This is a genomic window from Gordonia sp. CPCC 205333 (assembly GCF_048537885.1).
In the GTDB taxonomy this organism is placed as follows: domain Bacteria; phylum Actinomycetota; class Actinomycetes; order Mycobacteriales; family Mycobacteriaceae; genus Gordonia.
Genome location: NZ_JBCLVI010000002.1, coordinates 300610 through 324423, shown reverse-complemented (window position 1 = coordinate 324423; position 23814 = coordinate 300610). Strand labels below are relative to the sequence as shown.

Genomic DNA, 23814 nt, shown 5'->3' with positions numbered 1-23814 from the left:
TGCTACCCGACTACCTTTTCGTTTGCGGCGTAACGACTTTCGACGCCGGACTTTTCGGACTGCCACCACGAGGTGTTGTCGCGGTACCACTCGATGGTAGCCGCCAGGCCTGACCGGAAGCTGAGATAGTTTGGCCGCCAACCTAGTTCGTCACGCAGTCGCGTCGAATCGATCGCGTAGCGGCGGTCGTGGCCGGGGCGGTCGGTGACGAAATCGAAACCGTCGGAGGGCTGGTCGAGCAGTTCGAGGATGGTCTCGACCACGGTACGGTTATCCGCTTCTCCGTCAGCGCCAATCAGATAGGTTTCGCCGATGTGACCGTTGTCGATGATTGTCCACACCGCATCGTTGTGGTCGTCGACATGAATCCAGTCGCGCACGTTGCGGCCGTCGCCGTAGAGCTTGGGGCGTTGTCCGGCCAGGACATTGGTGATCTGACGGGGGATGAATTTCTCGATGTGCTGATAAGGCCCGTAGTTGTTGGAGCAATTGGAGATCGTCGCCGCGACGCCGAACGAACGCACCCACGCCCGGACTAGCAGGTCGCTGCCGGCCTTAGTTGAGCTATACGGACTGGACGGGTTATAGGGGGTGTGCTCGGTGAACCGCGTGGGGTCGTCGAGTTCCAAGTCGCCGTAGACCTCGTCGGTGCTGATGTGGTGGTAGCGCACCCCGTACTTGCGGATCGCTTCGAGCAAGGTGAATGTTCCGACGAGGTTGGTCTGCACAAACGGTGACGGGTCGAGAAGTGAGTTGTCGTTATGCGACTCGGCGGCGAAATGCACTACGAGATCTGATGCCGCCACCAGCGGATCGACGATGCCGGCGTCGGCGACGTCTCCCTCGACTAGTTCTACCCGATCGGCGACGTCCGCTAGCGTCTGCGGATTCGCCGCATAGGTGAGTTTGTCGAGCACAGTCAGTTCGACGTCGGGACGTGTACTCAACGTCCGCAACACGAAGTTGGCGCCGATGAATCCGGCACCGCCGGTGACGAGAACGCGCATTACGACCTCTCCTAAACGTCATTTACCGAATCAAGTGTACGAACCACGCCATCCCAGCGGCTGGTCGTGGGCTGTGAAGAAGCTAGGGTAATCGCATGCGAGGAATCATTCTGGCTGGTGGCACGGGCAGTCGGTTACATCCGATTACCCTGGGTGTGAGCAAGCAGCTCGTCCCCGTCTACGACAAGCCGATGATCTATTACCCGCTGTCGACGTTGATGCTGGCCGGTATCTCAGACATTCTGATCATCACCACGCCGACGGATCGGCCTGCGTTCGAACACCTGTTGGGCAGTGGCGAACAGTTCGGCATCAACCTCACCTATCGCTCTCAGCCGTCGCCCGATGGATTGGCCCAGGCTTTCGTTCTCGGCGCGGACCACATCGGCGATGACTCGGTAGCACTGGTGCTCGGCGACAACATCTTCTACGGGCCTGGACTGGGTAGTCGATTGTCGGGCTTCGACGGGCTGACCGGCGGCGCGATTTTCGCCTACTGGGTCGCCGAACCGAGTGCCTACGGTGTCGTCGACTTCGACGACACTGGTACTGCGATCTCGTTGGAAGAGAAACCGGCACAACCGAAGTCGAATTTCGCGGTTCCCGGACTGTACTTCTATGACAACGACGTCGTCGACATCGCCCGCGGTCTCAAGCCAAGTGCGCGTGGCGAATACGAGATCACCGACATCAACCGGCACTATCTTGAGCGAGGCGATCTTGCCGTGACGGTGTTGCCGCGCGGCACCGCGTGGCTCGACACCGGGACTTTCGACTCGCTGCTCGACGCAGGCAATTTCGTCCGTACAGTGGAGGAGCGTCAAGGTTTGAAGATCGCGGTGCCGGAGGAGATCGCTTGGCGGCGCGGCCTCATCGACGATGACGATTTGGCCCGTCGCGCTGAGCCGCTGCGCAAGTCGGGATATGGCGACTACCTTCTCGAATTACTCGCCCGCGGAAAGGGTTTCTAAGCAGATGCAGGTTCGGCCGCTCTCGATCGACGGGGCATGGGAATTCACTCCGGTACAGCACGGCGACAGTCGCGGACTGTTTTTGGAGGCATTCAAGGCGCCACTGGTCAGCGAAGCCATCGGGCATACCTTCGACTTGGCGCAGGTCAATATGTCGGTGTCGTCGGCTGGTTCGCTACGGGGTGTGCATTTCGCCGATGTTCCGCCGGGGCAGGCTAAATATGTGACCTGCCCAGTGGGCGCGGTCCTCGATGTCATCGTCGATATCCGGGTAGGTTCACCGACTTTCGGTACCTACGACACGGTTCTTCTCGATGACACCGACCGCCGGGCTGTCTATCTCGCGGAGGGGCTCGGACACGCCTTCTTAGCGCTCGCCGACGGCTCCACGGTTACCTATCTGTGTTCCACGGGCTACAACCCAACCGCGGAGCACGGCATCAATCCGTTGGATCCTGAGCTGGCCATCGACTGGCCGACTGTCCGGCGCGATGGCTCGCCGCTGACCTTTGAATTGTCGGAGAAGGATACTGCCGCACCGACTTTGGCGAAGGCAGTCGAGTCGGGGCTGTTGCCTGCCTATGAGATGCCGGGACAGTAGTCCGCCACACCAGAAAGTGGTCCCCGGGGTAAGCCGAGAACCACTTTCTAGCGGAGCGCGAGGTTACGGCCAGGCCAAGAGGCCGTGTTCGAAGCGTTGAGCAAATCGGTTGCCTATCTTGTATTCATCGGTGATGGGCAGTCCGTATTGGGACCGAGTCGCTCCGAGACGTAACCACTTCGTGTATATCTCACCCCAGATCGGATGCGCTCCGGTCTGCGCGGACCAGAAGATTGCACCGCCCTGAAAGTCATTCGAACGCGCGTTGGGTTGGGTTGTCGATTCAGGGTGACCTTGTTCATTTTTTACCGGATAACCCAGTGGTCCACGCTCCCACTGCAGGTCAGCCCATTTCGCGCGAATCGCGCCACCGACTTGATGTGCGACACCGCTCGCGACACTCGGATGCCAATAGAACGAGGTATCCTTCGCGAACCGCTGGAATCTGCCTCCGTTGGCTGCGGCGGATTCGCTTATCGTCGGATTTCCCCATTTCTGAGGACCGCCTGTGGCCACATACGCTTGTTCTATTTTTCCAACCACCCAGATATTCCCGTAGAGACGGTCTGCGTGTGCCGACCCCGCACCCAACCATGCGGTGACGGCGAAAGATATTGCCAACAGAGTGGCGACTATTGGATTGGAAGATGATTTCTTCATGCCGCGCCTAACCTTTCATTCGATGTTTACGGCTGTCACCCCGCTGACATGAGGTAAATCGAATATGTGGTGGTGCGGCGTTAGCGTGGGTCGGTCGTCTGGCCGACCCTAGAGCAGGTGTAAGCCGATACCTTGGTCGGCGAATACCGCGACGATATCGTCGAAACCGTCGAGATTCGCGCGCGCGTTTTCCGAGTCGATCCATTCAAACTCGAACGCGTCGTCGGCTGGCGTGCCGAAGCTACCGCGCAGGCAGTCGGCGAGTCCGTCGAGGTTGGAGCCGAAGTAGCCGCCCTGGCCATTGACGCTTCGGCCGATCTCCTCGTAGAAGTCCTTGGTCGACGAGATCGCGGAACCGTCGATTCGATAGTGAATCATGGTGATTGTCGCCTTTACTCAGTAGTTCGCGTCGCGGATTTCGCAGAAGGATACGTAGTGATCGCCGGTGTAGTAGTAATGCGGCGGACTGGTCAAAGGTGTTCCGCCGGTGACGATTCGGCGGGCGCCGCGAGTGGACGCACCCGGTGTGATGACCGTGTATTCGTGGTAGTAGCCCGATGCGGCCGACGGCAGGATGCCTTCCCGATTGCCGAAGATGACGCCGTCGTTCTTGGGGTAGGGAAACGGCCCGCCGGAGTGGATCAGGTTGACGGTGTCGGTCGCCTGGGACGGCAGTGATGACAGAGCGCAGGACGAGATCGCGGCTTCGGCGGTGGTTGGTATGCCGAGAACGAGGGCGCAGGCGGCTACGACGGTTGCGGTGGCGACGGCGATGCGCTTTGTGAGCATGTCTAACGAATACTCGGCCGATTTAACCGGTTGGTGGACTCGAAGTGAATTGCTGCGACACGTAACAGGCTCACCCTGCGGATCGTGTGCTCAGCGCTTTTCGTTCTCCGCGTCGGCATTCTGTAGTGCGACGGCGCGCGCCAATTGCGCATACCTGATCTCCAGATCCCGGAACCGCAGATACGTCGAGACCGTAGTGAAGGCGAATGCGATGACCAACAGGAATAACACGAGGTCAAGGCCGCGCTGAATGCCAAGTTTGTTTGCGACCCAGGTGACATCGTCTTGGCGAAGCATCGCGTAGGCGCCAAATACGACGAAACCCACGAACAGTATCTTCACGCCGGCTGAGGCGCGTGCCGTGCCGCGATTAGCCATGAAGAAGCCGATGAGCGCGACGATAATGAGCACCGACAGAATCTGGAACCAGATCATCTCATCACTTCCTCGTCCGGCCATGCAGCATGCCATCGGCCAGAATATTGACCCCGTTGATGAGCGACTGGCCTTTTGCCCGCGAATAGTCGGTGTACAAAATGGTCACCGGTTGCTCGGCGACCCGCCATTCGTGGTGGTCGATGAGAGCGACGAATTCTGACGCGTGCGCCATGCCGTTCATTCGGATGTCGAGTTGGTCGGCGACAGTGTTATTGAACGCCCGAAGTCCATTGTGTGCGTCGGATAGGCCGAGTCGGCGGGTTCGGAAACTCAACAGCACGACGGTTCGCAGCACGATTCGTTTGATCAGGGGTACCGACTCGCTGCGACCGTCGGCGAATCTGGTCCCGACGATGATGTCGATCGGCTCCGAACGCAGCCGCCTGATCATCGCCACAACGTCGTCGATCTGATGCTGGCCATCGGCGTCGAAGGTGACGAAGTACTTGGCGCCGGGCTGTTTTCGCGCGTATTCGACGCCGGTCTGTATCGCCGCTCCCTGTCCCAGGTTGACCGGGTGGCGGACGATACGCGCGGGCGATGCCTTGATCTGAGCCGCCGAACCATCGGAACTTCCGTCGTCGACGCACACGATATTGGGAAATGTCCGCGCGGCGTTCTCCATCACGTCAGCAATGACCGGCGCCTCGTTGTACACCGGAACTACCAACCAGACGTCGGTGTTGGCGCCCGACGGTGCAGCTTCGGTCATGCCGGTAACCCTATCGTGGGCTGGAAATCAGTGTTGCGGACCGTGATGTGATTGCTCAGCCGAGGGCTAATCGTCGGATGCCCGGTAGCGCTCCAGCATCTCCAGCAGGAGCGGAATCCGCCGCTCGCTGATTATCGGGTAGGGCTCGCGAAGCGGATGCTGGAGCGTTTCGGCGTCAAAGAGGTCACCAACCATGAAAACCAGCGTGCCGAAGTCCAAATCGGATAGCACAAGATCTTCACCGACCGTCCGCTTGGTGATATCGAACATCACCGGCCCGACGTCACGCATTGTTTCCAGCATGCGGTCACGCAAGACCTCATCGGTTCGGGCGGCCATGGTGAGTTCAAGTGACACGCAATGTTCGGGAAGGTTCGTAATCTCGCGCCAAGCGGTGAGCGCGCGTTCCAGAGCTGTGCGATGGGACACATCGGCATGTGCTTCGAAGCGCTCGACGAAATTGGCGGACTGTCGCTCGAATGCCTCTCGTGCTACCGCCGCGAGGAACGTCGCCATGGTCGGGAAGTGGCGGAACAATGCACCTGACGACATACCTGCTCGACCCGCGATGGCATTGGCGGAGGTTCGTGCGTAGCCGACTTCGGCGATCGTCGCGATCGCCGCGTCAAACAGCTTGGCCGTCGTGGCTTCACGACGTTCCTTCTGGGTCCTACGCACTCGACTGACTCTAAAGCATGACATAGATAGCGACCGGTTGCTATCTTGCGCGATTGAGTGATCCAGATTACTGTGCTACCTGTCAGTAGGTTTTGGTAACAAGAAGGCAGGATTCGAAGATGCGGATTGGCTTGTTCGTGCGAGGGGTGGCCATATGCCTCGCGATAGCGTTAGGGGTGGTGTTCAGCTCGTCGGGGGCCGACGCTCGTCCAGGTCAGTACACCGGCGTCGATGGCGGGCGGTACGCCGCGAAGTGGACCTCCGCGGTCGACGGCCCGCAGCGGTATAACGGAGTCGCTCCCGATCTCGCGGTGCCGATCACGATGGATGACGGGACGGTTCTCAAAGCTGACGTGATACATCCGGCACGTGATGGTCGTCGCGCCACCGGGAAGCGGCCGGTCATCTTGCAGCTGCAGGGCTATGGAAAATTGCCGATGCTGGTCGGTGCCGCGTTTCTCGCGTCTGCGAAAGGGCTGGGTGTCAAGAAGCCTCTGGAAGATTGGATCAGCTCCTTAAATCTGCCCGGTGTCGGGCTGGATGGAGTATTCGACCTCACCCGACAACTCAACTCGGGAGCTATCGAGGCTGCGGTACAGGACTGGGCCCTGACGGGTGCCGGGTACACGCTGGTTCAGGTCGATATGCGTGGCACCGGCAATTCGAACGGCAACTGGCAAGTCTTCGGCGAACGCGAGAAGCGTGACGCTGCGGCGGTAGTCAACTGGATAGCGCGTCAGTCGTGGAGTGACGGAAATGTCGGCGCGATGGGTGTCTCATTCACCGCGATCTCCGCGCTTGAGACAACTCATCTAATGCCGCCGGCACTGAAATCTATCTTCGCCTACGTCCCCAGCGCTGACGTGTTCGCTGATATCGCGGGAGCCGGCGGTGCCGTCGGTGTCGGATTCCTGGTTCCCTGGCTAATCGGGGTGAATCTCTACAAAATGACGCCCGACGTTACCTCGATCATTGTGGGAAAATTTTCCCCGGAGCAGCAACTGCAGTGGTTCAAGGATCGACTCGCCGACCCGGCAACACTTCTCGATGTTGTTGCCAGCGGTTATACCGCCTTGAGTCCCGAACAACTCACCCGGAAAGCTCGTGAACTGTACGATCCGAACTCGTATCTGCGGAAAGGATTGAAGACTGATACCTCCCGCATTCGGGTGCCCACCTTTATCGCGGGAGCGTGGTTCGATCTATTCGGCAATACTGCGACCAACACATTCAACAGTATTCCGCTGTCCACCGATAAGAAGAAGCTGATTATGGGTGATGGCTATCATGTCGGAGCGGGCTATGCCGGATTCGGTCAGCGAAATATGCCGCCGCGCCTGGATGTATTGCAACGAGCTTGGTTCGACCACTGGCTGCGCGGAATTGATAATGGAATCGACAAATACAGCCCGATCACCGTTAAAGAACAGGGTGGCGCTTGGGTGAGTCTGCCGGAGTTTCCGGTGTCGCAGAACCTGCACCGACGGATGTATCTCAACGCTAAGCGAAGTGGCACCAGCCCGACCGCGCGATTCGACGGCGGCTTATCTGCGGTTTCGTACCCGACGAAACCACGTGACCTGACAGTCGCGCCCGGCCTGCTAAGTGTGTGCAGTCGTGATTCGGCGCAGATATCCGCCGGAATCATCTCGATTATCGAGGCATGTGCTCGTGATTCTCGGATCTGGGAGCGGGAGGGCTTGACATTTACCAGCAGTCCCATGCGTAACGAGACGACGATATCGGGTCCTATTAACGCTCATCTGAATGTCGTGCACGATGCGAAGGACGGATATTGGGTCGCGACTCTCAACGATGTGTCGCCGGATGGGAATTCGCGCGAAATCTCTACCGGCCAACTCATCGCGTCGATGCGCCAGATTGATAGCGGGCGGAGTCAGAAATCGTCGAATGGTGACTATACTCAGCCGAGCTACTATATGGACCTGTCGAAGAGGCAGAAAACTATTCCGGGCCGACCGGTGGTATTGGATATCTCACTAACGCCGATACAAGCGACCCTGAAACCGGGACACCGGCTGCGCTTGGATGTATACGCGAGCAATTTCCCGAAGGGGTTGCCGCCGGCGTTCTTCTTGGCTGACTCCGGTCTCAAGCCGCAACGGGTCCGCCTCGATGCCCAGCAGCCGAGCTGGGTCAACGTGCCCCTGTCGGCTCCGATCCCTAGCTGATCGTCTGACGTCACCAGGCCGGCCGCCGGCTCGCGCCGAATTCGCATCAGCGCGCCCGCCCATTACGCTGGCCTGGTGACTGTCGACGTGATGATGCCCTTCTACGGCGACGTCGCACATTTCAAGCAGGCGGTGACCAGCGTCGTCGGGCAGTCTGACGCGGACTGGCGTCTCGTCGTCGTCGATGACTGTTATCCCGACCCGGAGCCCGCCCGTTGGCTCAAGACACTCGATGACTCTCGGATTACCTACCTGCGTAACGACAACAACCTCGGCGTCAACGGCAATTTCCGACGCTGCGTGGATCTCGTCGCATCCGACTATTTCGTGGTGATGGGCTGCGACGACGTGATGGCCCCCGACTATCTCGCGACGGTGAAGAGCCTGGCCTCCGCGAATCCCGGTGCCGCCGTTATACAGCCGGGCGTCGACGTTATCGACGACGCCGGTATGCCCGTTCGCCCGCTAGGTGACCGGATCAAGTCGCGTCTGGCGCCGTCGCGCGCGACGGTATTGTCCGGCGAAGTCTTGGCGTGCAGCTTATTTCACGGCAATTGGACGTATTTCCCCTCGCTACTGTGGCGGACCTCCGCGGTCCGTGCTGTTGGGTTCCGAACCGGCTTCGACGTCGTGCTCGACCTCGCGTTGCTCATTGATCTCACCATCGACGGTGGATCGCTTGTTTACGACCCGACGGTGGTCTTCTCCTATCGCCGCCACGGGGGGTCGGTCAGCTCGATTCAGGCGGTCGATGGTCGTAGGTTCGACGAGGAGAACCGTTTTTTCGCCGAACAGGCCGACCAATGTGGTGAGCGTGGCTGGTCGAAGGCGGCGCGGGCAGCGCGCTTTCACCCGACCTCGCGGCTCAACCAGGCAATTCAGCGAACCAGCGCGGCAATCGGACGGGTACGGCGTTAACCATCGCAAGGTTGAGTAGCCACCGCCGATGGTCGAGTGCCCGAGCGAGCTTGCGAGCTCGGGTGTATCGAGACTCCGCGACCCGAACTCGAAACCCCCTGCACAGCACCGTAAACCGCTCGAAGCTAGCGTAGACCGCCCCGACGTGAGCAGGCGACCATGTGCACCACGATCCCGACCACCGGTCCCGCGATCAGCGCGACCGACACTCGCCCCTGCACGCCCAGCGGCACGAAGAGCAACGCTACCGACGCGGCGGTGGCAAGCCACCATCCGGCGGCGAACCATCGATGCGCTCCGACGGCGAGCACGCATGCACCGGTGATTGTCAGCAAGGCGAGCAACGTCGCACCAATGGTGAACCAGGCCAACGTAATTCCCGGTAACTCGTACCCGCCGCCGAACACGCTTGTCATCAGCCACGGCCCGATCATTGCCGCGGCCAGGGCGCCAACCACGCCGATCCCGGCAACCGCGACGAATGGCACGCCAAGTGCCGCAACCAGCCGATGTCGCTGGTCGACGAACCGGGTGATTAAGACGCCCTGAAAACTATTGAGCGGCACCAGCAGTGGTGCCCTCGTCAGAGTGATGGCGAGGATGACGGCGCCAATCGCGGCGGCGTCATCGGAGTCCGGCGCGGTGATTCGGATCAGCACCGGAAATCCCATCACCAGCACCGCACTTGCCAAGGCGGCCGCCATCGCAGTGAGCGTGTTGGTGGCGAAGGTGCGCGGTGCGACGTCGGCGCCCAGTCCGATCACTCGACGCGCGGTGGCCGAGGTTGCCAGAACGAGCATCCACGACACCGATCCGATAACGGTGATCACGAGGAAAGCGTTGAGCGACAACCCCATTGCGAAGGCTGCTGTCGCACCCGCGAGCCGAATGAGGGCGTCGACGGTCAGCAGGGCGGCGAACGTCGACCATGACACCGACCCCGATAACGTGCCACACAGATGGGCGTATGCCGCGAAACTGACGACGCCGACCGCCAATAGGGCGACCGACAATCCGACGGAGGAGTCGAAGACATGGGGAGCCCATAACCACGAGCTGGCGGCGACGAGGAGACCCAGCCCGATGCCGATCACTGCGTTGACCCCGAGGGGTCGTCGCCAGATTGCCGGTGCGGGTCCGTCGGATGCCGCGTTCCGGATTGCTCGCGTGGTCTCTTGTAGCTGACCGTTCTGTGCGCCGGTGACCATTCCGTAGGCCGCCCAGAAGACGGCGAAACTGGCGTAAGCCGCCGCTCCGAGCTGTCGGGCGGCAAGAAGCAGAACCAGATAGCCCGACGCCGCGGCGATCACCGTTGCCACGGTTACCCGACGCAGATCGGTCGAATCGTTCGACGATCTGGCCGCGTCCGACGCCACGTTCATTGTGGAAAGGGCGGCAACTGCGGCTGGTGTAACCACGCCTGCCAGAGGCCGGTCAACGACGTTGACGAGAAACCGGCGGCTAGCGTCGTGAAGTCTTCGGTGGTCACCGATCCGTATCGATACTTGTCGGTCCAGCGGCGGAGGAGGGCGAAGAAATTGCCGTCACCGATGGTCAGCCGCAGGGCGTGGAGGGTCATGGCGCCACGTTTGTAGACCCAGTCGTCAAACATCTGCGCCGGCCCCGGATCTGACAGCGGCACTGACACCGGCTTGGCCGCGAGTTTGGCGTAGTAGTGGCGGGCCCATTCGTCGGCGGATTTGCCGCCGCAATGCTGACTCCACAACCATTCGGCGTAGCAGGCGAAGCCCTCGTGTAGCCAGATGTCGCGCCAGCGGGCCAGGGTCACCGAATTGCCGAACCACTGGTGTGCCAGTTCGTGGGCAACTAGACGTTCAGAGTTGCGAGTCCCGTCGCAGTGGTTGGCGCCGAAGATGGAAAAGCTCTGTGCCTCAATGGGAATTTCGAGCGGATCGTCGGTGACGACCACCGAGTACTGCGGAAACGGGTACGGACCGAACATTTCCGAGAAGGTTTCGATCATCTCCAACTGCCGACCGAAGTCGACGTCGAATGTCGACATCAATCTTTGCGGCACCACGGCTTTGACGGGTATTGGGCGGGTCGCGAGTTCCCGGAGGCGGTAGGGCCCAACTTGCACCGAGGCCAGGTAGGTCGACATCGGCTCTACCTGTTCGTATATCCAAGTGGTCTGGCCGGCTTTGACGCGCTTGGACTGCAACACCCCGTTTGCCAATGCGTAGAACGGTGAATCGGTGGTGATGGTGAATCGATACGATGCTTTGGAGACCGGGTGGTCATCGCACGGAAACCACGACGCCGCACCGTTGGGCTGGTTAGCGCACAGTGCCCCCTCGGATAATTCCTCCCAGCCGACTTCGCCCCATTTTCCCTTGATCGGACGGGGGTTGCCCGAACATCGAATGACAAGGGCCAGCGCACCGCCGGGTTCGATCACGCTCGGCAGCGTGATGGTGAGTTTGTGGCGCCGATGGGTGTATCGGACCCGATGTCCGTTGACGGTCACCCGGGCGACGCTCATCGTCGTCGCGAGGTCGAGTGAGAAGCTGCTGAGCTGTTGAAATGAAGTCGCGGTAATGGTTGACGTGACAACCAAGCGGTTTGTCGCTACCTTATATGAGAGCTCGAGGTCATATCGGGAGATGCGGTAGCCCAGGTTGCCGTTGTTGGGCAGATAGGGATCGACATGGTCGGCAGGTGCTCCGAGAAGGGGCTGATGCAATGATCGTCGGCCCAATTTTCCTGGCACCCATTCTCCCTGGTCGATTGACTTCGAATACGCGATGCTCACCGGCGTCGCGGCTCTTAAAGACTACTCGGCCCGGCGACCCCGCGCCGGGGGCCGCACCGCCCACAGACACATCAATCATCGAAAGAGGCATACACCTATGACCGCCATCCGCAGTCTCGCCCTATTCGCGGCGCGCATCATTCTGGGTTTCACCTTCATCATGCACGGCTGGCAGAAGCTCCATACGAACGGAATCTCCAACGTGGAGAAGGGGTTCGACGCGATGGGTATCCCTGCGCCGGCGCTCGCAGCGCAGTACGCGACCTGGGTCGAACTCGTCGGCGGCGTTCTATTGATCCTCGGCCTGCTGCTGCCGCTCGTCGGAATCTTGCTGGCCGCCGACATGATCGGCGCGATGGCGTACGCACATTGGGATTCGGGATTCTGGGCCGCCGACGGTGGCTACGAACTCGTCCTCGTGCTCATCGCGGCTTCGCTGGCAGTCGGTTTCGCCAAGCCCGGATTGGCAGCAGCCGACCACTACCTGTTCCGTCAGCAGCGCGAGGACTGAGCTAGCTGACTATGCCGCGGGATATCCGGTCACGGGTCCCGCGGCATTCGGTTGCCAACCCAGTTCCGGTGCGATATGACGTGCGAACGATTCCAGGATTCGCAGGTTGAAGTCGACGCCGAGCTGGGACGGGATGGTGATCATCAACGTGTCGGCCGCCATCACCGCGGTGTCGGCGCGCAATGCGGCGACAAGCTGGTCCGGCTCGCCGACGTAGGTCTTCCCGAAAGTCGCGGTCTTGCCGTCGATCGATCCGAAACCGTCGTGGCCTTCGCGCGCGCCGAGGATTGCGAACATCTGCGCGTCTTCGGCGCTCGCGATCGGAAAGATGCTGCGGCTCACCGATACTCGCGACGGTCGGGTGAATCCGGCATCGGTGTACGCGGTGCGGTAGTGCTCGATCTGTTCGGACTGAACCTCGTGTAGCGGTCGTGCTTCGTCACTGAAAACCAATGTCGACGACATCATGTTCAACCCTTGCCGCCCCGTCCATTCGGCGGTGTCAGCACTGCCCGATCCCCACCAGATCCGGTCCCGCAACCCGTTCGAGCGCGGTTCGATAGGTAGCGCCGGGCCGCCAGATGCCGCCGGAGCGACCGGTTGGCCGTCGATCGCGCGTAAGAACAGATCGAACTTGTCGCGCGCGAGGTCGGCGCCGCGCGGGTCGATCGATCCGGTGTAGCCGAACGATTCCCAGCCACGTTCGGCAGGTTCGGGTGATCCACGGCTGATCCCCAACGCGAGTCGTTGATCGGCGATGATGTCGAGAGCGGCGGCTTCTTCGGCGAGGTAGAGCGGGTTCTCGTACCGCATGTCGATGACGCCGGTGCCCACTTCAATATGACGTGTCTTCGCCGCGATCGCCGTGAGCAATGGCATCGGTGAGGCCTGTTGGGTCGCGAAGTGGTGGACGCGGAAATATGCGCCGTTAACGCCCAATTCGTCCGCGCCGACACCGATATCGACTGCCTGGCGAATCATCTCGGCCGGACCGACTGGCGATCCGTGCTGGTAGTGGCCGAAACTGAGGAATCCGAAACCTTTCATGATCCGAGAACGTCAGTCTCGCCGATGGTATTCCGGACCGCAGTCCGGTTCTATTTCCTCCTCGGCCACGGCGCGATCGGATTGCCCTGCCATCGCGTATGCGCCGGTACTACGTCACCGCGCATGACCAGCGATGCCGGGCCAACCGTCGCGGCTTCACCCAGCCCGGCCGCGGGAAGCGCAACACAGTGCGGCCCGAGCGTCGCACCCGCCTCCAGTACCACCTCGTCCATCGACATCACCCGGTCGTGGAACAGATGCGTTTGCACCACGCAGCCACGCTGAACTGTCGCGCCGTCGCCGAGGGAAACTAGGTCGGCCTCCGGTAGCCAGTAGGTTTCGCACCAGACGCCGCGACCGATCTTCGCGCCCAGTAGTCGCAACCAGATGTTAAGTACCGGGGTGCCGGTCGCCGCGTTGGCGAACCACGGCGCGGCGACGGTCTCCACGAATGCGTCCGAAAGCTCGTTGCGCCACACGAACGAGCTCCACAGCGGATGCTCCGACGCCGGGATCGGTCCAACCACAAGCCATTTCGCGGCCGCCGCGATACAGCAGGCCGCCGCACCGGCAACCAACAGCAGTAGTCCGCTGACCGCCGCGGCGACCCAGACGTTGGCTTGCGATCCGATGTATTGCAGGCCGAGGAGCATGAACAGGCCGAGGCCGAACGAGACCATCACCGGGATCAGTCGGAGCGTTTCGATGCAGGCACGAGCAACTTTGAGTTTGGTCGGCGGATCGAAGGTGCGCGAGGTGTCCGACGTTGTAGTGGTGCGGCGCAATCGAACTGGTGGTGAACCGAGCCAACTCGATCCCGACTTCGCCTTATTCGGCGTCGCCGATAGTACGGCGACGAGGCTGTTCTTCGGAACCTTGCGGCCTGGGCCGGTGATGCCGGAATTGCCCAGGAATGAGCGTTTGCCGATCTTGGCCTCGTCGATATGCATCCAGCCGCCGCCGAGTTCGTACGACGCCACCATGGTGTCGTCGGCGAGAAACGCGTCATCGCCGACGGTAGTGAACTTGGGCAGAACCAATGCCGTCGAGATCTCGGTACCCTTACCGATTTTGGCACCGAGGATGCGGAACCACACCGGCGTCAACAGGCTTGCGTAGAGCGGAAAGAGGTACGTCCGCGCGGCGTCGAGTAGACGCTCGGTCACCCACACCTGCCAGCCGACCCGCGAGCGCACCGGGTGATATCCCTTGGTGAGGCCCAACGAGAGCAGCCGCACAAACACCGCGGTGATGGTCGCGTACACGCAGAGGCTGACCAGTGTCGCCGCCGGCAGCAGAATCAGCGAGCGGATCGCCACCGACTGAAGCCGGTCGGCCGACAGTGCCCAGGAACCGAGCACGGCCAGACCGGCGCCCAGTGAGATGAGCGGAATCGACGCCAGAACCAGCGATGACATTCCGTACAGCGGTACCCAATAGCCGCGTCGCTTCGGTCGTTCGACCGGCCACGGATGTTCCGCTTTACCGGCCTTCACCGCGGGCGAGCCGGCCCAATGCTGACGAGCCTTGACTTTGCCGATAACCGCTGAGCCAGCGGCGATCTCGGCTTCGCGGCCGACGACGGCTCCGGGCAGCAGCGTCGAGCGCGCACCAACCGAGGCGCCGTCGCGGATGACGACCTCGCCGATATGCACGACGTCGCCGTCGATCCACCAGCCCGCCAGGTCAACTTCGGGTTCGACGGAGGCGAAATCACCTATCGTCAGTAGTCCCGTGACCGGCGGAGTCGTGTGCAGGTCGACGCCGGTACCGATCGACGAACCCATCGCACGTGCGAAGTGGATCATCCACGGCGCTCCGGAGAGGTTGGCCGCACCACTCGCCTCGACCAGGCGTTCGGCGACCCACAGTCGCAGGTGAACGCTGCCCCCGCGCGGATAGGTGCCAGGGGTGACGTCGCGCAACAGTAATCGTGCACCCACTGCGGCAATCGTCATTCGGCCGGGCGGCGTGATGAACACGAGGAACGCGGCGAGCAGGGCCCACCAGTTGACGGTGTTCAGCCAGGGAACATCGAGGTCGGCGCGGTCAGCGGCCCACGCGCCGATGTTGTTGACCACACCAAGCCACGTCGCCCATTGCAGGCCGGTGAGCGTGGTCAGCGGTATCGCAGCCAGCAGTTGAAGGAAGCCGGCACGGCGCGGCACCGGTACGACATCACGCGGTTCGATCTCTTCGGCCGGATTCAAGTCGTCGAGTGTCTCGGCCAACGAACCCAGCCGTGGGTGGTCGTACAGGACGGCGACGGTGATTTCCGGGTGACGCTCGCGCAGTGCGGTGACCAGTTGTGCCGCCGATAGTGATCCGCCGCCTTCGGCGAAGAAGTCGGCGTCAGCATCGGATACCTGTACTCCGAGGACGCGAGTCCACTGCTCGGCCAGCCAGGCCTCGGTGTCGGTCAAGTCGTCGATGTCGGCGTCGGAGGCGGCGGGCAGTGGCCAGGGCAGTGCGTTGCGATCGACCTTTCCCGAAGTGCGGGTTGGCAATTCATCGACGAGTGCCAGTCGCGGGACCATCGCGGCGGGGAGTTGCTCGGCAAGTGACGCGTGTGCGGCGGCGATGTCGAAGTCGGGGTCGGCCGACACCAGGTAGCCGATGAGAAGGCTGTTGCCCGCAGCCGATTTGCGTACCGCCGCAGCCGCACCGGCCACACCCGGAAGGTGTTGCAGCGCATTGTCGATCTCGCCGAGTTCGATCCGTCGGCCGCCGACTTTCACTTGGTCGTCGGCACGTCCCTGGAAGACCAGCCCCTCTTCGTCGAGTCTGACCAGGTCGCCGCTGCGGTAGGCGCGCTCCCACCCCAAAGATGGCATGGGGGAATACTTTTCGGCATCCTTGGCCGGATCGAGATAGCGGGCGAGGCCGACCCCGCCGATGACCAGCTCGCCAACCTCACCAACCGCGACCGGCTGTGATTGCGCATCGACGACGGCGAGATCCCATCCGGCTAACGGCAATCCGATGCGCACCGGCAGGGTGCCGTCGAGGGGGGCCGCACACGCCACGACGGTCGCTTCGGTCGGGCCGTAGGTATTCCACACTTCGCGGCCCTCGACCGCGAGTCGCTCGCCGAGTTCGGGCGGGCATGCTTCGCCGCCGAAGATCAACAGCCGCACTGCTTCGAGGGCTTCTGGTGGCCAGAGCGATGCCAGCGTCGGGACCGTCGAGACGACGGTGATGTCGCGCTGAACCAGCCACGGTCCCAAATCCATGCCACTGCGCACCAGCGAGCGCGGCGCGGGCACAAGGCATGCGCCGTATCGCCAGGCCAGCCACATCTCTTCACAGGATGCGTCGAATGCGACCGACAGGCCGGCGAGGACCCGATCGCCGGGACCGATTGGTTCGTCGACGAGGAATAGTCGCGCTTCGGCATCGACGAACGCCGCGGCGTTGCGATGAGTTACCGCAACACCTTTCGGCGTTCCGGTTGATCCCGAGGTGAAGATGATCCACGCGTCGTCGTCGGGGGTCGGCCGCGCCACGATGCTGGCAGCGGCTTCGGGCACGGCGGCACCTACCTCGCCGTCGTGAACACGGTGGATTCCGTCGGCGGTGACAATCGCATCGACGTTGGCCTCGCCGAAGACCAGTTCGGCGCGTTCGGGCGGGTCGTCGGCGTCGACGGGGACATAGGCGGCGCCGGCTTGCAGGGTCGAGAGGATCGCCAGATAGAGATCGCGACTGCCCGACGGCATACGAATGCCCACTCGGGACCCGCGGCCGATACCAGCAGCGCTGAATCGCGCCGCACCGCGCCGGATCAATGCGTGAAGCTGCGCGTAGGTCAGTGTTCGGTCGCCATCGTCGATCGCGGGTGCGTCCGGGTGCAGCGCAGCGGTGTCGGTGAGGATATCGACGAGCGTCCGCGGATCACTGCCCTGATCGGACAGCAGATACTGCGCGGGAATCGCATCACTGGATGGGTCGGGCACCGACTACCGCCTTACTTTCGACATGGGCGGTGAACTGTAACCGTCGGATACGACCGCAAGGTGTGCCGACGATGAACATTTCCCGTCCGTTCACCGGGGCTGACCACCCCGGTGCGGCGCGAACGCAGTCGCGGTGTGATGCGCTTTCACCAGCACGCTCGTCCTATCTGTCGGAAATCGGCCGTAGCCATTGTGCCCCACCGCCGGGCGATTCATAGGATTGCCGCGCATCTGCGACTCGCCGCTCATCTCCTGGTGCCGCGGTACCCCGATGCGATATGAAGAATGTCACAGGGGGTAGTTTCACCAACGAGTTCGTTTAGCCGCCTAGGTCGGAGTTGAGCATGCCCTTCGTCGCGCATCGGAAGCCGAGTCTCGCGTCCTACCCGATATGGGTCGGCGCGCGAGCAGTCCTCAAGCCGCTGTTGTCGGCATATCCGCTCACCGACGGGGGACTCAAACGCCTGCATCTCATCGACAAACTGGCTCAGACCGCACCGAAATCCAAGACGGTGATGTTCTCAACGCTCACCCTCGGTGGTCGCCCCGCCGATCTGATGTTGCCCAAGGGGCCGAGTAGGCGAGAAGGTGACACGGCGGTCCTCTACTTACACGGTGGCGCATTCGTGGTCGCCGGACGCGGAACTCATCGCGCGGTCGCCTCCAGACTCTGCGAACGCACCGAACTGCCGGTGTTTTCGCTTGAGTATCGCCAACTACCCGAGGGCGGCGTCGGGACCTCGGTCCATGATGCGTACTCGGCCTACCGGGAGCTCATCGAACAGCGCGGATTCCGGCATATTGTGGTGGCCGGCGATTCGGCCGGAGGGTTCCTGTGCGGCAAGGTCATCGAACTCGCTGCGGAGAACGGGCTCACAGCTCCGATCGCCTACGTTGGGATCGCGCCGCTGCTCGACCTAGATCTGGGCACCAACCCCGATCGCAGCAGTCGTTCCGACGCCTACCTGCCACAGGACAAGATGGCGGAGCTGGCACCCAAATTCGATTGGGGCCCAATCCCGTTCGCCGGAACTCGCCGGATCAATTCGCTCGACGCCGCGCTCTTTCCGCCGACGGTGTTGATCACCGCGGAGGACGAAATGGTCGAACCGGATGTGATTGAGCTCGTCGAGAAGCTTGACGCAGCGGGGATTCGGGCCGAGGTACACAGTTATTCTTGGCAGATCCACGCGTTTCCGGTGCTGGCGTTTCGGCATCGAGAGGTGATCGACGCGATTGAGGCGGTGGCCTCCTTCGTGACCCACGTGATCAGAGAGGCCCCGAGTTCTGTCGATGCACCAGCGAAGCTCACCGGCTGACGATCGATCGCAGGTTCGGCCACCGGGTAGTGTCGATGCTCGGTTCACGCTCGCTGCCGAACGGACTGTCCTCGCCTGGATTAGGACGGCGCTCGGCTTTGTGGCCGGCGGTGTCGCGTTGATCTACGTGACTCCCGACGTCCATCATCCGGCGATCAAGTATTCGCTTGGCGGATTGATGGTGCTGGTCGGAACGGCTGTCGCGGTGACCGGTGGTGTGCGATGGCGGCAGACTACGCGAGCGTTGCGTGGTGGCGGCGCGATGCCATCGCCATTGGCGGTGTTCGTGCTGATCGGAGCCATCGTGGTGATCGCGGGTGCGCTTATCGTCGCGTTGGCGGCGACTGGTGTGTGAGCAGGAGTTTAAGGTGACGACGACAGAAGGCGACCGATGAGTGATGTGCAGTCGATAGCGGAATTGTTCGCGCTCGATACGTTGATCGACGACGAAGAACGGGCGATTATCGATACCGTCCGGGATTTCGGCGACAAACGACTGCGACCCAACGTGGGCGATTGGTTTGAGGCCGGGCAGCTGCCAGTGCGTGAACTGGCTCTGGAACTGGGCAAACTCGGATTATTCGGTATGCATCTGGAGGGCTACGGATGCGCGAATACATCGGCGACCAGTTATGGGCTGGCCTGTCTGGAACTCGAAGCTGTTGACAGTGGCTTGCGCAGTTTCGTCTCCGTGCAAGGGTCGCTGTCGATGTACGCGATCCGTGCGTTCGGTAGCGAGCAGCAGCGCGAGGAATGGCTGCCTCGGATGGCAGCGGGCGAGGCGATCGGCTGTTTCGGACTGACCGAACCTGATTTCGGTTCCAACCCGGCGGGTATGCGGACCAACGCGCGTCGAGACGGCGACGACTGGGTCCTCAACGGCGCAAAAATGTGGATTACCAACGGATCTGTCGCCGATGTCGCGGTGGTGTGGGCGCGCACCGATCTTGACGAGGGCTCGCGCGGAATTCGCGGATTCGTCGTACCCACCGATACGCCGGGATTTTCGACGTCGGAGATCAAGCGCAAGATGTCTTTGCGGGCGTCGGTCACCGGCGAGCTGGTTCTCGAGGATGTGCGGCTGCCGTCGTCGGCGATGCTGCCCGGTGTCGAAGGTCTGCGCGGTCCGTTGAGTTGTTTGAACGAAGCGCGATTCGGCATCGTCTTCGGTGCGGTCGGCGCGGCCCGTGACTGCGTTGAGACGGCTCTGTCCTACGCGGCAGATCGTGAGGTCTTCGACAAATCGCTGTCGAGTTATCAACTCACGCAAGCGAAGTTGGCTGATATGGCCCTGGAAGTCGGCAAAGCACAGTTGCTCGCGTTGCATCTGGGGCGGATCAAAGATTCCGGCAAGATTCGGCCGGAGCAGATCAGTCTCGGCAAGCTCAACAATGTGCGCGAGGCGATCGCGATCGCCCGGGAGTGCCGAACAATATTGGGCGCCAACGGAATTACCTTGGAGTACCCAGTCATCCGGCATGCCAACAATCTGGAATCGGTTCTCACGTATGAGGGCACCAGTGAGATGCATCAATTGATGATCGGCAAGGCGCTGACCGGAAAGGACGCGTTCCGATGAGTCGAGGTGGCCTCAACCCAGGCGCAATGGCTGCGGCACAACGAGTTTCGATGATCACCACCATAGTCGGCTCGATCATCTTGATGATCTTCGTCGGGTTGATGACGGCGATCTGGTGGGGCGACGAGCGTTGGGGCTGGGTAATTCTCGGCGTCGTGGTGATCGTCGTCAACGTCATATTCGTGGTGCTGCAACTGAAGAAGCTACGCAAGGTGGGGGCTAAGCCGACGTCGGCGGAGTAGTAGCTATTTCTCAGGCCGCCTGATCCGCGAACTGCGTGTGATACAGCTCCGCGTACCGGCCGCCGGCCGCCAACAGTGCCGAATGTCGCCCGCGCTCAACGACTCGACCCTGTTCCAGCACAAGGATTTCGTCGGCGTCACGGATCGTCGAAAGACGGTGCGCGATGACGATCGATGTACGGCCCGCGAGTGCTTCGGAAAGTGCGGACTGCACTGCGGCCTCCGACGTCGAGTCGAGATGTGCGGTCGCCTCGTCGAGGATGACGACTGACGGCTGAGCCAACAACAATCGGGCGATCGTCAGGCGCTGCCGTTCGCCGCCGGACAGGCGGTAGCCGCGCTCGCCTACGATGGTGTCGAGACCCTCAGGGAGAGAGGCTATTACGTCGGTCAGACGTGCGCGGCGCAGTGCTTCGGCAATTTCGACGTCGGTTGCCGCCGAATTCGCGAGCTTAAGATTTGCGCGGACAGTATCGTGGAAAAGGTGGCCGTCCTGGGTGACGAGGCCGATGCGGCGATGCAGCGATGCGGCAGTCAGATCGCGAATGTCGTTGTCGTTGAGTCGGATTGACCCCGAGTCGACGTCGTAAAGACGAGTGGCCAATGAGGCGATGGTTGACTTACCCGCGCCGGAGCTACCAACGAGAGCGAGCATCTCTCCGGGGGCGACGGTGAAACTGACATCGTGAATAATCTGATCGCCGCCCCGATTATCAAGTTGGGCAACCTCTTCCAGGGATGCGAGAGACACTTTGTCGGCGCTGGGATACGCGAAATCGACATCGGAGAACGTGATCGATGCAGGGCCGTCGGGAGCTTCGGTGGCATCGGGCTTGTCGGTGATCAGCGGCTCGACGTCGAGCACCTCGAAGACACGCTCGAAACTTACCAGTGCACTCATGATCTCTACCCTGGCATTGGCGAGCGCGGTGAGTGGTGCATACATCCGGGTCAGCAGCAACGCCATCGACACCACCGCTCCGGCATCGAGGCTGCCCCGAACCGCGAGGTAGCCACCCAGCCCGTAGACCAGCGCGAGCGCTAACGCGCTGACCAACATGAGCGCGTTGAAGAAGATCGCCTGGAGCATCGCGCGCCGAACGCCGATGTCGCGCACGCGATCTGCCCGACTAGCGAATTCGGCTGACTCGTCGGTCGGCCGGGCGAAGAGTTTGACCAGTGTCGCGCCCGGCGCCGAGAATCGTTCGGTCATCTGGCTCGACATCGCAGCGTTGTACGCCGACGCTTCGCGAGACAGTGCTGCCATCCGGGCGCCCATCCGCCGTGCGGGAATGATGAAGATAGGCAACAGAATCAGCGTCGCGACAGTGATCTGCCAACTGATCGCCAACATCACCGAGACGGTGAGTAGGAGCGTGACCGCGTTGGACACGACGCCGGACAGCGTGTCGCTGAAGGCCCGCTGCGCCCCGATGACGTCGTTATTGAGTCGACTGACGAGAGCGCCGGTTCGGGTGCGGGTGAAGAACGCTACCGGCATCTGCTGAACGTGGTCGAAGACAGTGCGGCGTAGATCGTAGATCAATCCTTCGCCCAGATTCGCCGACAGCCACCGAACCACCAGGCTGACCGCCGTTTCCAGCAGCGCGATACCGGCGATTGCGGCGGCGATACCGGCTATAGCGCCCGCCGGCCCGCCGTCGGTGATCAGATCGACCACTCGACCGGCCAGCAAGGGGGTGAGCACCGTGAGCACGGCGGCCACCACGCTAAGTAGCAGGAAGACCCCTATTCGCGCTCGATGGGGTGCGATGAATGTGACGATGCGCTGCACTGTCGTACGGCCGTCACGACTCAAGTGCCGCTGGGTCGGCGATGTCGACGATTTGTACATGGTGTCCCAGGCAACAGATTCCATACTCATGCGGACACGGTAAGACTTCAAGTTAACTTGAAGTCAAGCTATTTCATCGCCGCTGGATCACGCGGACGATCGACCAGAGAAACACCGCGATATACGCAAGAATCACTACCCGCAGCACCTGATACGCCATTCCGTGGACCTCATGCAGACAGATGAAAGCGACCGGCAATGCCAACCAGGTGATGACGAAGAACATTGCGGCGCGACGCTTGTCACGGCGATGAAGCTCGCGGACTCGCCACTCGTCCGCCCCCGATTCATCGACGCGCCCTAGCTCGCTCATACCTGCGATGATCGACTCCGGCGCTTCGCCGTGTCCATCTATTACCCGCATGTGTCGGCTGCTCGGACGACATGCGCGTGAGCCGTCGGCGGGGAGCCGATCTAGCCCGCCGCATACCGCAGCGGGTAGAACTGACGTAGCAGCGCCGCGTCCTAAAACACCGTGGCGACAACGTGACGATCCCAGGAGGAACGGGTGCCCCAGGAACTGAAGCTCGGATTCAAGGCGTCGGCCGAACAGTTTGATCCGCGTGAATTGGTGGAGATCGCTGTCGCCGCTGAGGAAGCGGGGATGGACTCGGTAGCGGTGAGCGATCACTTCCAGCCGTGGCGCCACAATGGTGGCCACGCGCCGTTCTCGCTGGCCTGGATGGCCGCGGTGGGTGAGCGGACCAAACGAGTGCAGATCGGGACATCGGTGCTGACTCCGACTTTCCGCTACAACCCGGCGGTCATCGCGCAGGCGTTCGCGACGATGGGTTGTCTGTATCCGGGCCGGATCATGTTGGGTGTCGGATCCGGCGAAGCACTCAACGAATACGCGACCGGATTCCAGGGCGAGTGGCCCGAGTTCAAAGAGCGGTTCGCGCGGCTACGTGAGTCGATCGCGTTGATGCGCGCGTTGTGGTCTGGAGAGGAGACCGACTTCGACGGCGAGTACTACCACACGCAGGGTGCGTATATGTATGACATTCCGGCACAACCGATTCCGGTATATGTCGCGGCCGGCGGGCCGGTGGTCGCACGTTACGCGGGTCGAGCGGGCGACGGGTTCATCTGTACGTCGGGCAAGGGAGTCGAGCTCTACACGGAGAAATTGATCCCGGCGGTGAAGGAAGGCGCGGCCAAGGTCGAGCGGGACTTCGAAGAGATTGACCGGATGATCGAGATCAAGATTTCCTACGACCCGGATCCTGAACTGGCACTAGAGAATACCCGGTTCTGGGCGCCGCTGTCGTTGACGCCCGAGCAGAAGCACAGCGTGAACTCGTCGACCGAAATGGAACGACTGGCAGACGAACTGCCGATCGAGCAGGTCGCCAAACGGTGGATCGTGGCATCGGACCCCGACGAGGCGGTGGAGAAGGTGAAGTTCTACACCGACGCCGGGCTGAACCATTTGGTGTTCCACGCGCCGGGCCATGACCAGAGCCGCTTCCTCGACAATTTCTCGCGCGATCTTGCCCCGCGGTTGCGTAAACTGTCGGTATAGCTCGTACCGAAACAACGCAGTACCGCATAGGGAGCACGACG

General features: G+C 61.7%; 23 protein-coding genes. 10 read left to right on the top strand and 13 right to left on the bottom strand.

Annotated elements, in window-relative coordinates; genetic code table 11:
• Window positions 1–2: 2 nt before the first annotated feature.
• Window positions 3–1007 (bottom strand): dTDP-glucose 4,6-dehydratase, encoded by a 1005-nt coding sequence (rfbB, locus tag AAFP29_RS07040; protein ID WP_419216638.1) that lies wholly within the window; start codon window positions 1005–1007, stop codon window positions 3–5.
• Window positions 1008–1102: 95 nt separating this feature from the next.
• Between rfbB and rfbA the strand changes: the two genes are divergently transcribed.
• Both rfbA and AAFP29_RS07030 read left to right on the top strand, forming a co-directional pair.
• Window positions 1103–1978: a glucose-1-phosphate thymidylyltransferase RfbA gene (gene rfbA, locus AAFP29_RS07035; protein WP_419216637.1), complete on the top strand. Its 876-nt coding sequence runs from the start codon at window positions 1103–1105 to the stop codon at window positions 1976–1978.
• 4 nt (window positions 1979–1982) lie between these two features.
• Entirely contained in the window at window positions 1983–2579 is a 597-nt protein-coding gene (locus AAFP29_RS07030; protein ID WP_419216636.1) for a dTDP-4-dehydrorhamnose 3,5-epimerase family protein, read from the top strand.
• Between the two features lie 63 nt (window positions 2580–2642).
• Here AAFP29_RS07030 and AAFP29_RS07025 read toward each other — a convergent pair whose 3' ends face one another.
• The 6 genes from AAFP29_RS07025 to AAFP29_RS07000 form a co-directional block, all read right to left on the bottom strand.
• Window positions 2643–3239, bottom strand: coding sequence for an LGFP repeat-containing protein (locus AAFP29_RS07025; protein ID WP_419216635.1), 597 nt, complete (start codon window positions 3237–3239; stop codon window positions 2643–2645).
• 108 nt (window positions 3240–3347) lie between these two features.
• Window positions 3348–3617 carry a barstar family protein gene (locus tag AAFP29_RS07020; protein ID WP_419216634.1) on the bottom strand — a complete coding sequence of 90 codons (270 nt, stop codon included), beginning with the start codon at window positions 3615–3617 and terminating at the stop codon, window positions 3348–3350.
• A gap of 18 nt (window positions 3618–3635) precedes the next feature.
• Window positions 3636–4028, bottom strand: coding sequence for a ribonuclease domain-containing protein (locus AAFP29_RS07015; protein ID WP_419216633.1), 393 nt, complete (start codon window positions 4026–4028; stop codon window positions 3636–3638).
• A 90-nt stretch (window positions 4029–4118) separates the two neighbouring features.
• Window positions 4119–4463: a DUF2304 domain-containing protein gene (locus AAFP29_RS07010; RefSeq protein WP_419216632.1), complete on the bottom strand. Its 345-nt coding sequence runs from the start codon at window positions 4461–4463 to the stop codon at window positions 4119–4121.
• Window positions 4464–4467: 4 nt separating this feature from the next.
• Entirely contained in the window at window positions 4468–5178 is a 711-nt protein-coding gene (locus AAFP29_RS07005; RefSeq protein WP_419216631.1) for a glycosyltransferase family 2 protein, read from the bottom strand.
• A gap of 66 nt (window positions 5179–5244) precedes the next feature.
• Window positions 5245–5856, bottom strand: coding sequence for a TetR/AcrR family transcriptional regulator (locus AAFP29_RS07000; RefSeq protein ID WP_419216630.1), 612 nt, complete (start codon window positions 5854–5856; stop codon window positions 5245–5247).
• 119 nt (window positions 5857–5975) lie between these two features.
• Here AAFP29_RS07000 and AAFP29_RS06995 point away from each other — a divergent pair, with 119 nt between their 5' ends.
• Both AAFP29_RS06995 and AAFP29_RS06990 read left to right on the top strand, forming a co-directional pair.
• Complete coding sequence (locus AAFP29_RS06995) at window positions 5976–8048, top strand: CocE/NonD family hydrolase (RefSeq protein ID WP_419216629.1); 2073 nt, start codon at window positions 5976–5978, stop codon at window positions 8046–8048.
• A 75-nt stretch (window positions 8049–8123) separates the two neighbouring features.
• A complete protein-coding gene (locus tag AAFP29_RS06990) occupies window positions 8124–8966 on the top strand; it encodes a glycosyltransferase family 2 protein (RefSeq protein ID WP_419216628.1) in 843 nt (280 codons plus the stop codon).
• Between the two features lie 125 nt (window positions 8967–9091).
• Here the strand turns inward: AAFP29_RS06990 and AAFP29_RS06985 are convergent, their stop codons facing one another.
• Both AAFP29_RS06985 and AAFP29_RS06980 read right to left on the bottom strand, forming a co-directional pair.
• Window positions 9092–10348, bottom strand: coding sequence for a lipopolysaccharide biosynthesis protein (locus AAFP29_RS06985; protein WP_419216627.1), 1257 nt, complete (start codon window positions 10346–10348; stop codon window positions 9092–9094).
• Window positions 10345–11697, bottom strand: a complete 1353-nt coding sequence (locus AAFP29_RS06980) for a M1 family metallopeptidase (protein ID WP_419216626.1) — start codon at window positions 11695–11697, stop codon at window positions 10345–10347. The genes AAFP29_RS06985 and AAFP29_RS06980 overlap by 4 nt, the downstream gene beginning before the upstream one ends.
• 139 nt (window positions 11698–11836) lie before the next feature.
• Here AAFP29_RS06980 and AAFP29_RS06975 point away from each other — a divergent pair, with 139 nt between their 5' ends.
• Window positions 11837–12250: a DoxX family protein gene (locus AAFP29_RS06975; protein ID WP_419216625.1), complete on the top strand. Its 414-nt coding sequence runs from the start codon at window positions 11837–11839 to the stop codon at window positions 12248–12250.
• Window positions 12251–12259: 9 nt separating this feature from the next.
• Here AAFP29_RS06975 and AAFP29_RS06970 read toward each other — a convergent pair whose 3' ends face one another.
• Window positions 12260–13297, bottom strand: coding sequence for an LLM class flavin-dependent oxidoreductase (locus tag AAFP29_RS06970; RefSeq protein ID WP_419216624.1), 1038 nt, complete (start codon window positions 13295–13297; stop codon window positions 12260–12262).
• A 50-nt stretch (window positions 13298–13347) separates the two neighbouring features.
• Window positions 13348–17253, bottom strand: a complete 3906-nt coding sequence (locus AAFP29_RS06965; RefSeq protein WP_419216623.1) for a Pls/PosA family non-ribosomal peptide synthetase — start codon at window positions 17251–17253, stop codon at window positions 13348–13350.
• Window positions 17254–17597: 344 nt separating this feature from the next.
• Between AAFP29_RS06965 and AAFP29_RS06960 the strand changes: the two genes are divergently transcribed.
• Genes AAFP29_RS06960 through AAFP29_RS06945 form a run of 4 tightly spaced genes read left to right on the top strand, consistent with a single transcriptional unit; the run spans window position 17598 to window position 20393 of the window.
• Complete coding sequence (locus AAFP29_RS06960) at window positions 17598–18572, top strand: alpha/beta hydrolase (protein ID WP_419216622.1); 975 nt, start codon at window positions 17598–17600, stop codon at window positions 18570–18572.
• Window positions 18547–18927 carry a YidH family protein gene (locus AAFP29_RS06955; RefSeq protein WP_419216621.1) on the top strand — a complete coding sequence of 127 codons (381 nt, stop codon included), beginning with the start codon at window positions 18547–18549 and terminating at the stop codon, window positions 18925–18927. Before AAFP29_RS06960 ends, AAFP29_RS06955 begins: the two co-directional genes overlap by 26 nt.
• Window positions 18928–18963: 36 nt before the next feature.
• The gene (locus AAFP29_RS06950; RefSeq protein ID WP_419216620.1) at window positions 18964–20151 is read left to right on the top strand and encodes an acyl-CoA dehydrogenase family protein; all 1188 of its coding nucleotides are present in this window, start codon (window positions 18964–18966) and stop codon (window positions 20149–20151) included.
• Complete coding sequence (locus tag AAFP29_RS06945) at window positions 20148–20393, top strand: hypothetical protein (RefSeq protein WP_419216619.1); 246 nt, start codon at window positions 20148–20150, stop codon at window positions 20391–20393. The genes AAFP29_RS06950 and AAFP29_RS06945 overlap by 4 nt, the downstream gene beginning before the upstream one ends.
• 10 nt (window positions 20394–20403) lie before the next feature.
• On the opposite strand, the gene AAFP29_RS06940 is transcribed toward AAFP29_RS06945, so the two are convergent.
• Both AAFP29_RS06940 and AAFP29_RS06935 read right to left on the bottom strand, forming a co-directional pair.
• Window positions 20404–22278 carry an ABC transporter ATP-binding protein gene (locus tag AAFP29_RS06940; protein WP_419216618.1) on the bottom strand — a complete coding sequence of 625 codons (1875 nt, stop codon included), beginning with the start codon at window positions 22276–22278 and terminating at the stop codon, window positions 20404–20406.
• 43 nt (window positions 22279–22321) lie between these two features.
• Complete coding sequence (locus tag AAFP29_RS06935; protein ID WP_419216617.1) at window positions 22322–22561, bottom strand: hypothetical protein; 240 nt, start codon at window positions 22559–22561, stop codon at window positions 22322–22324.
• Window positions 22562–22756: 195 nt separating this feature from the next.
• On the opposite strand from AAFP29_RS06935, the gene fgd reads away from it, so the two are divergent.
• Window positions 22757–23773 carry a glucose-6-phosphate dehydrogenase (coenzyme-F420) gene (fgd, locus tag AAFP29_RS06930; RefSeq protein WP_419216616.1) on the top strand — a complete coding sequence of 339 codons (1017 nt, stop codon included), beginning with the start codon at window positions 22757–22759 and terminating at the stop codon, window positions 23771–23773.
• Window positions 23774–23814: the final 41 nt, after the last annotated feature.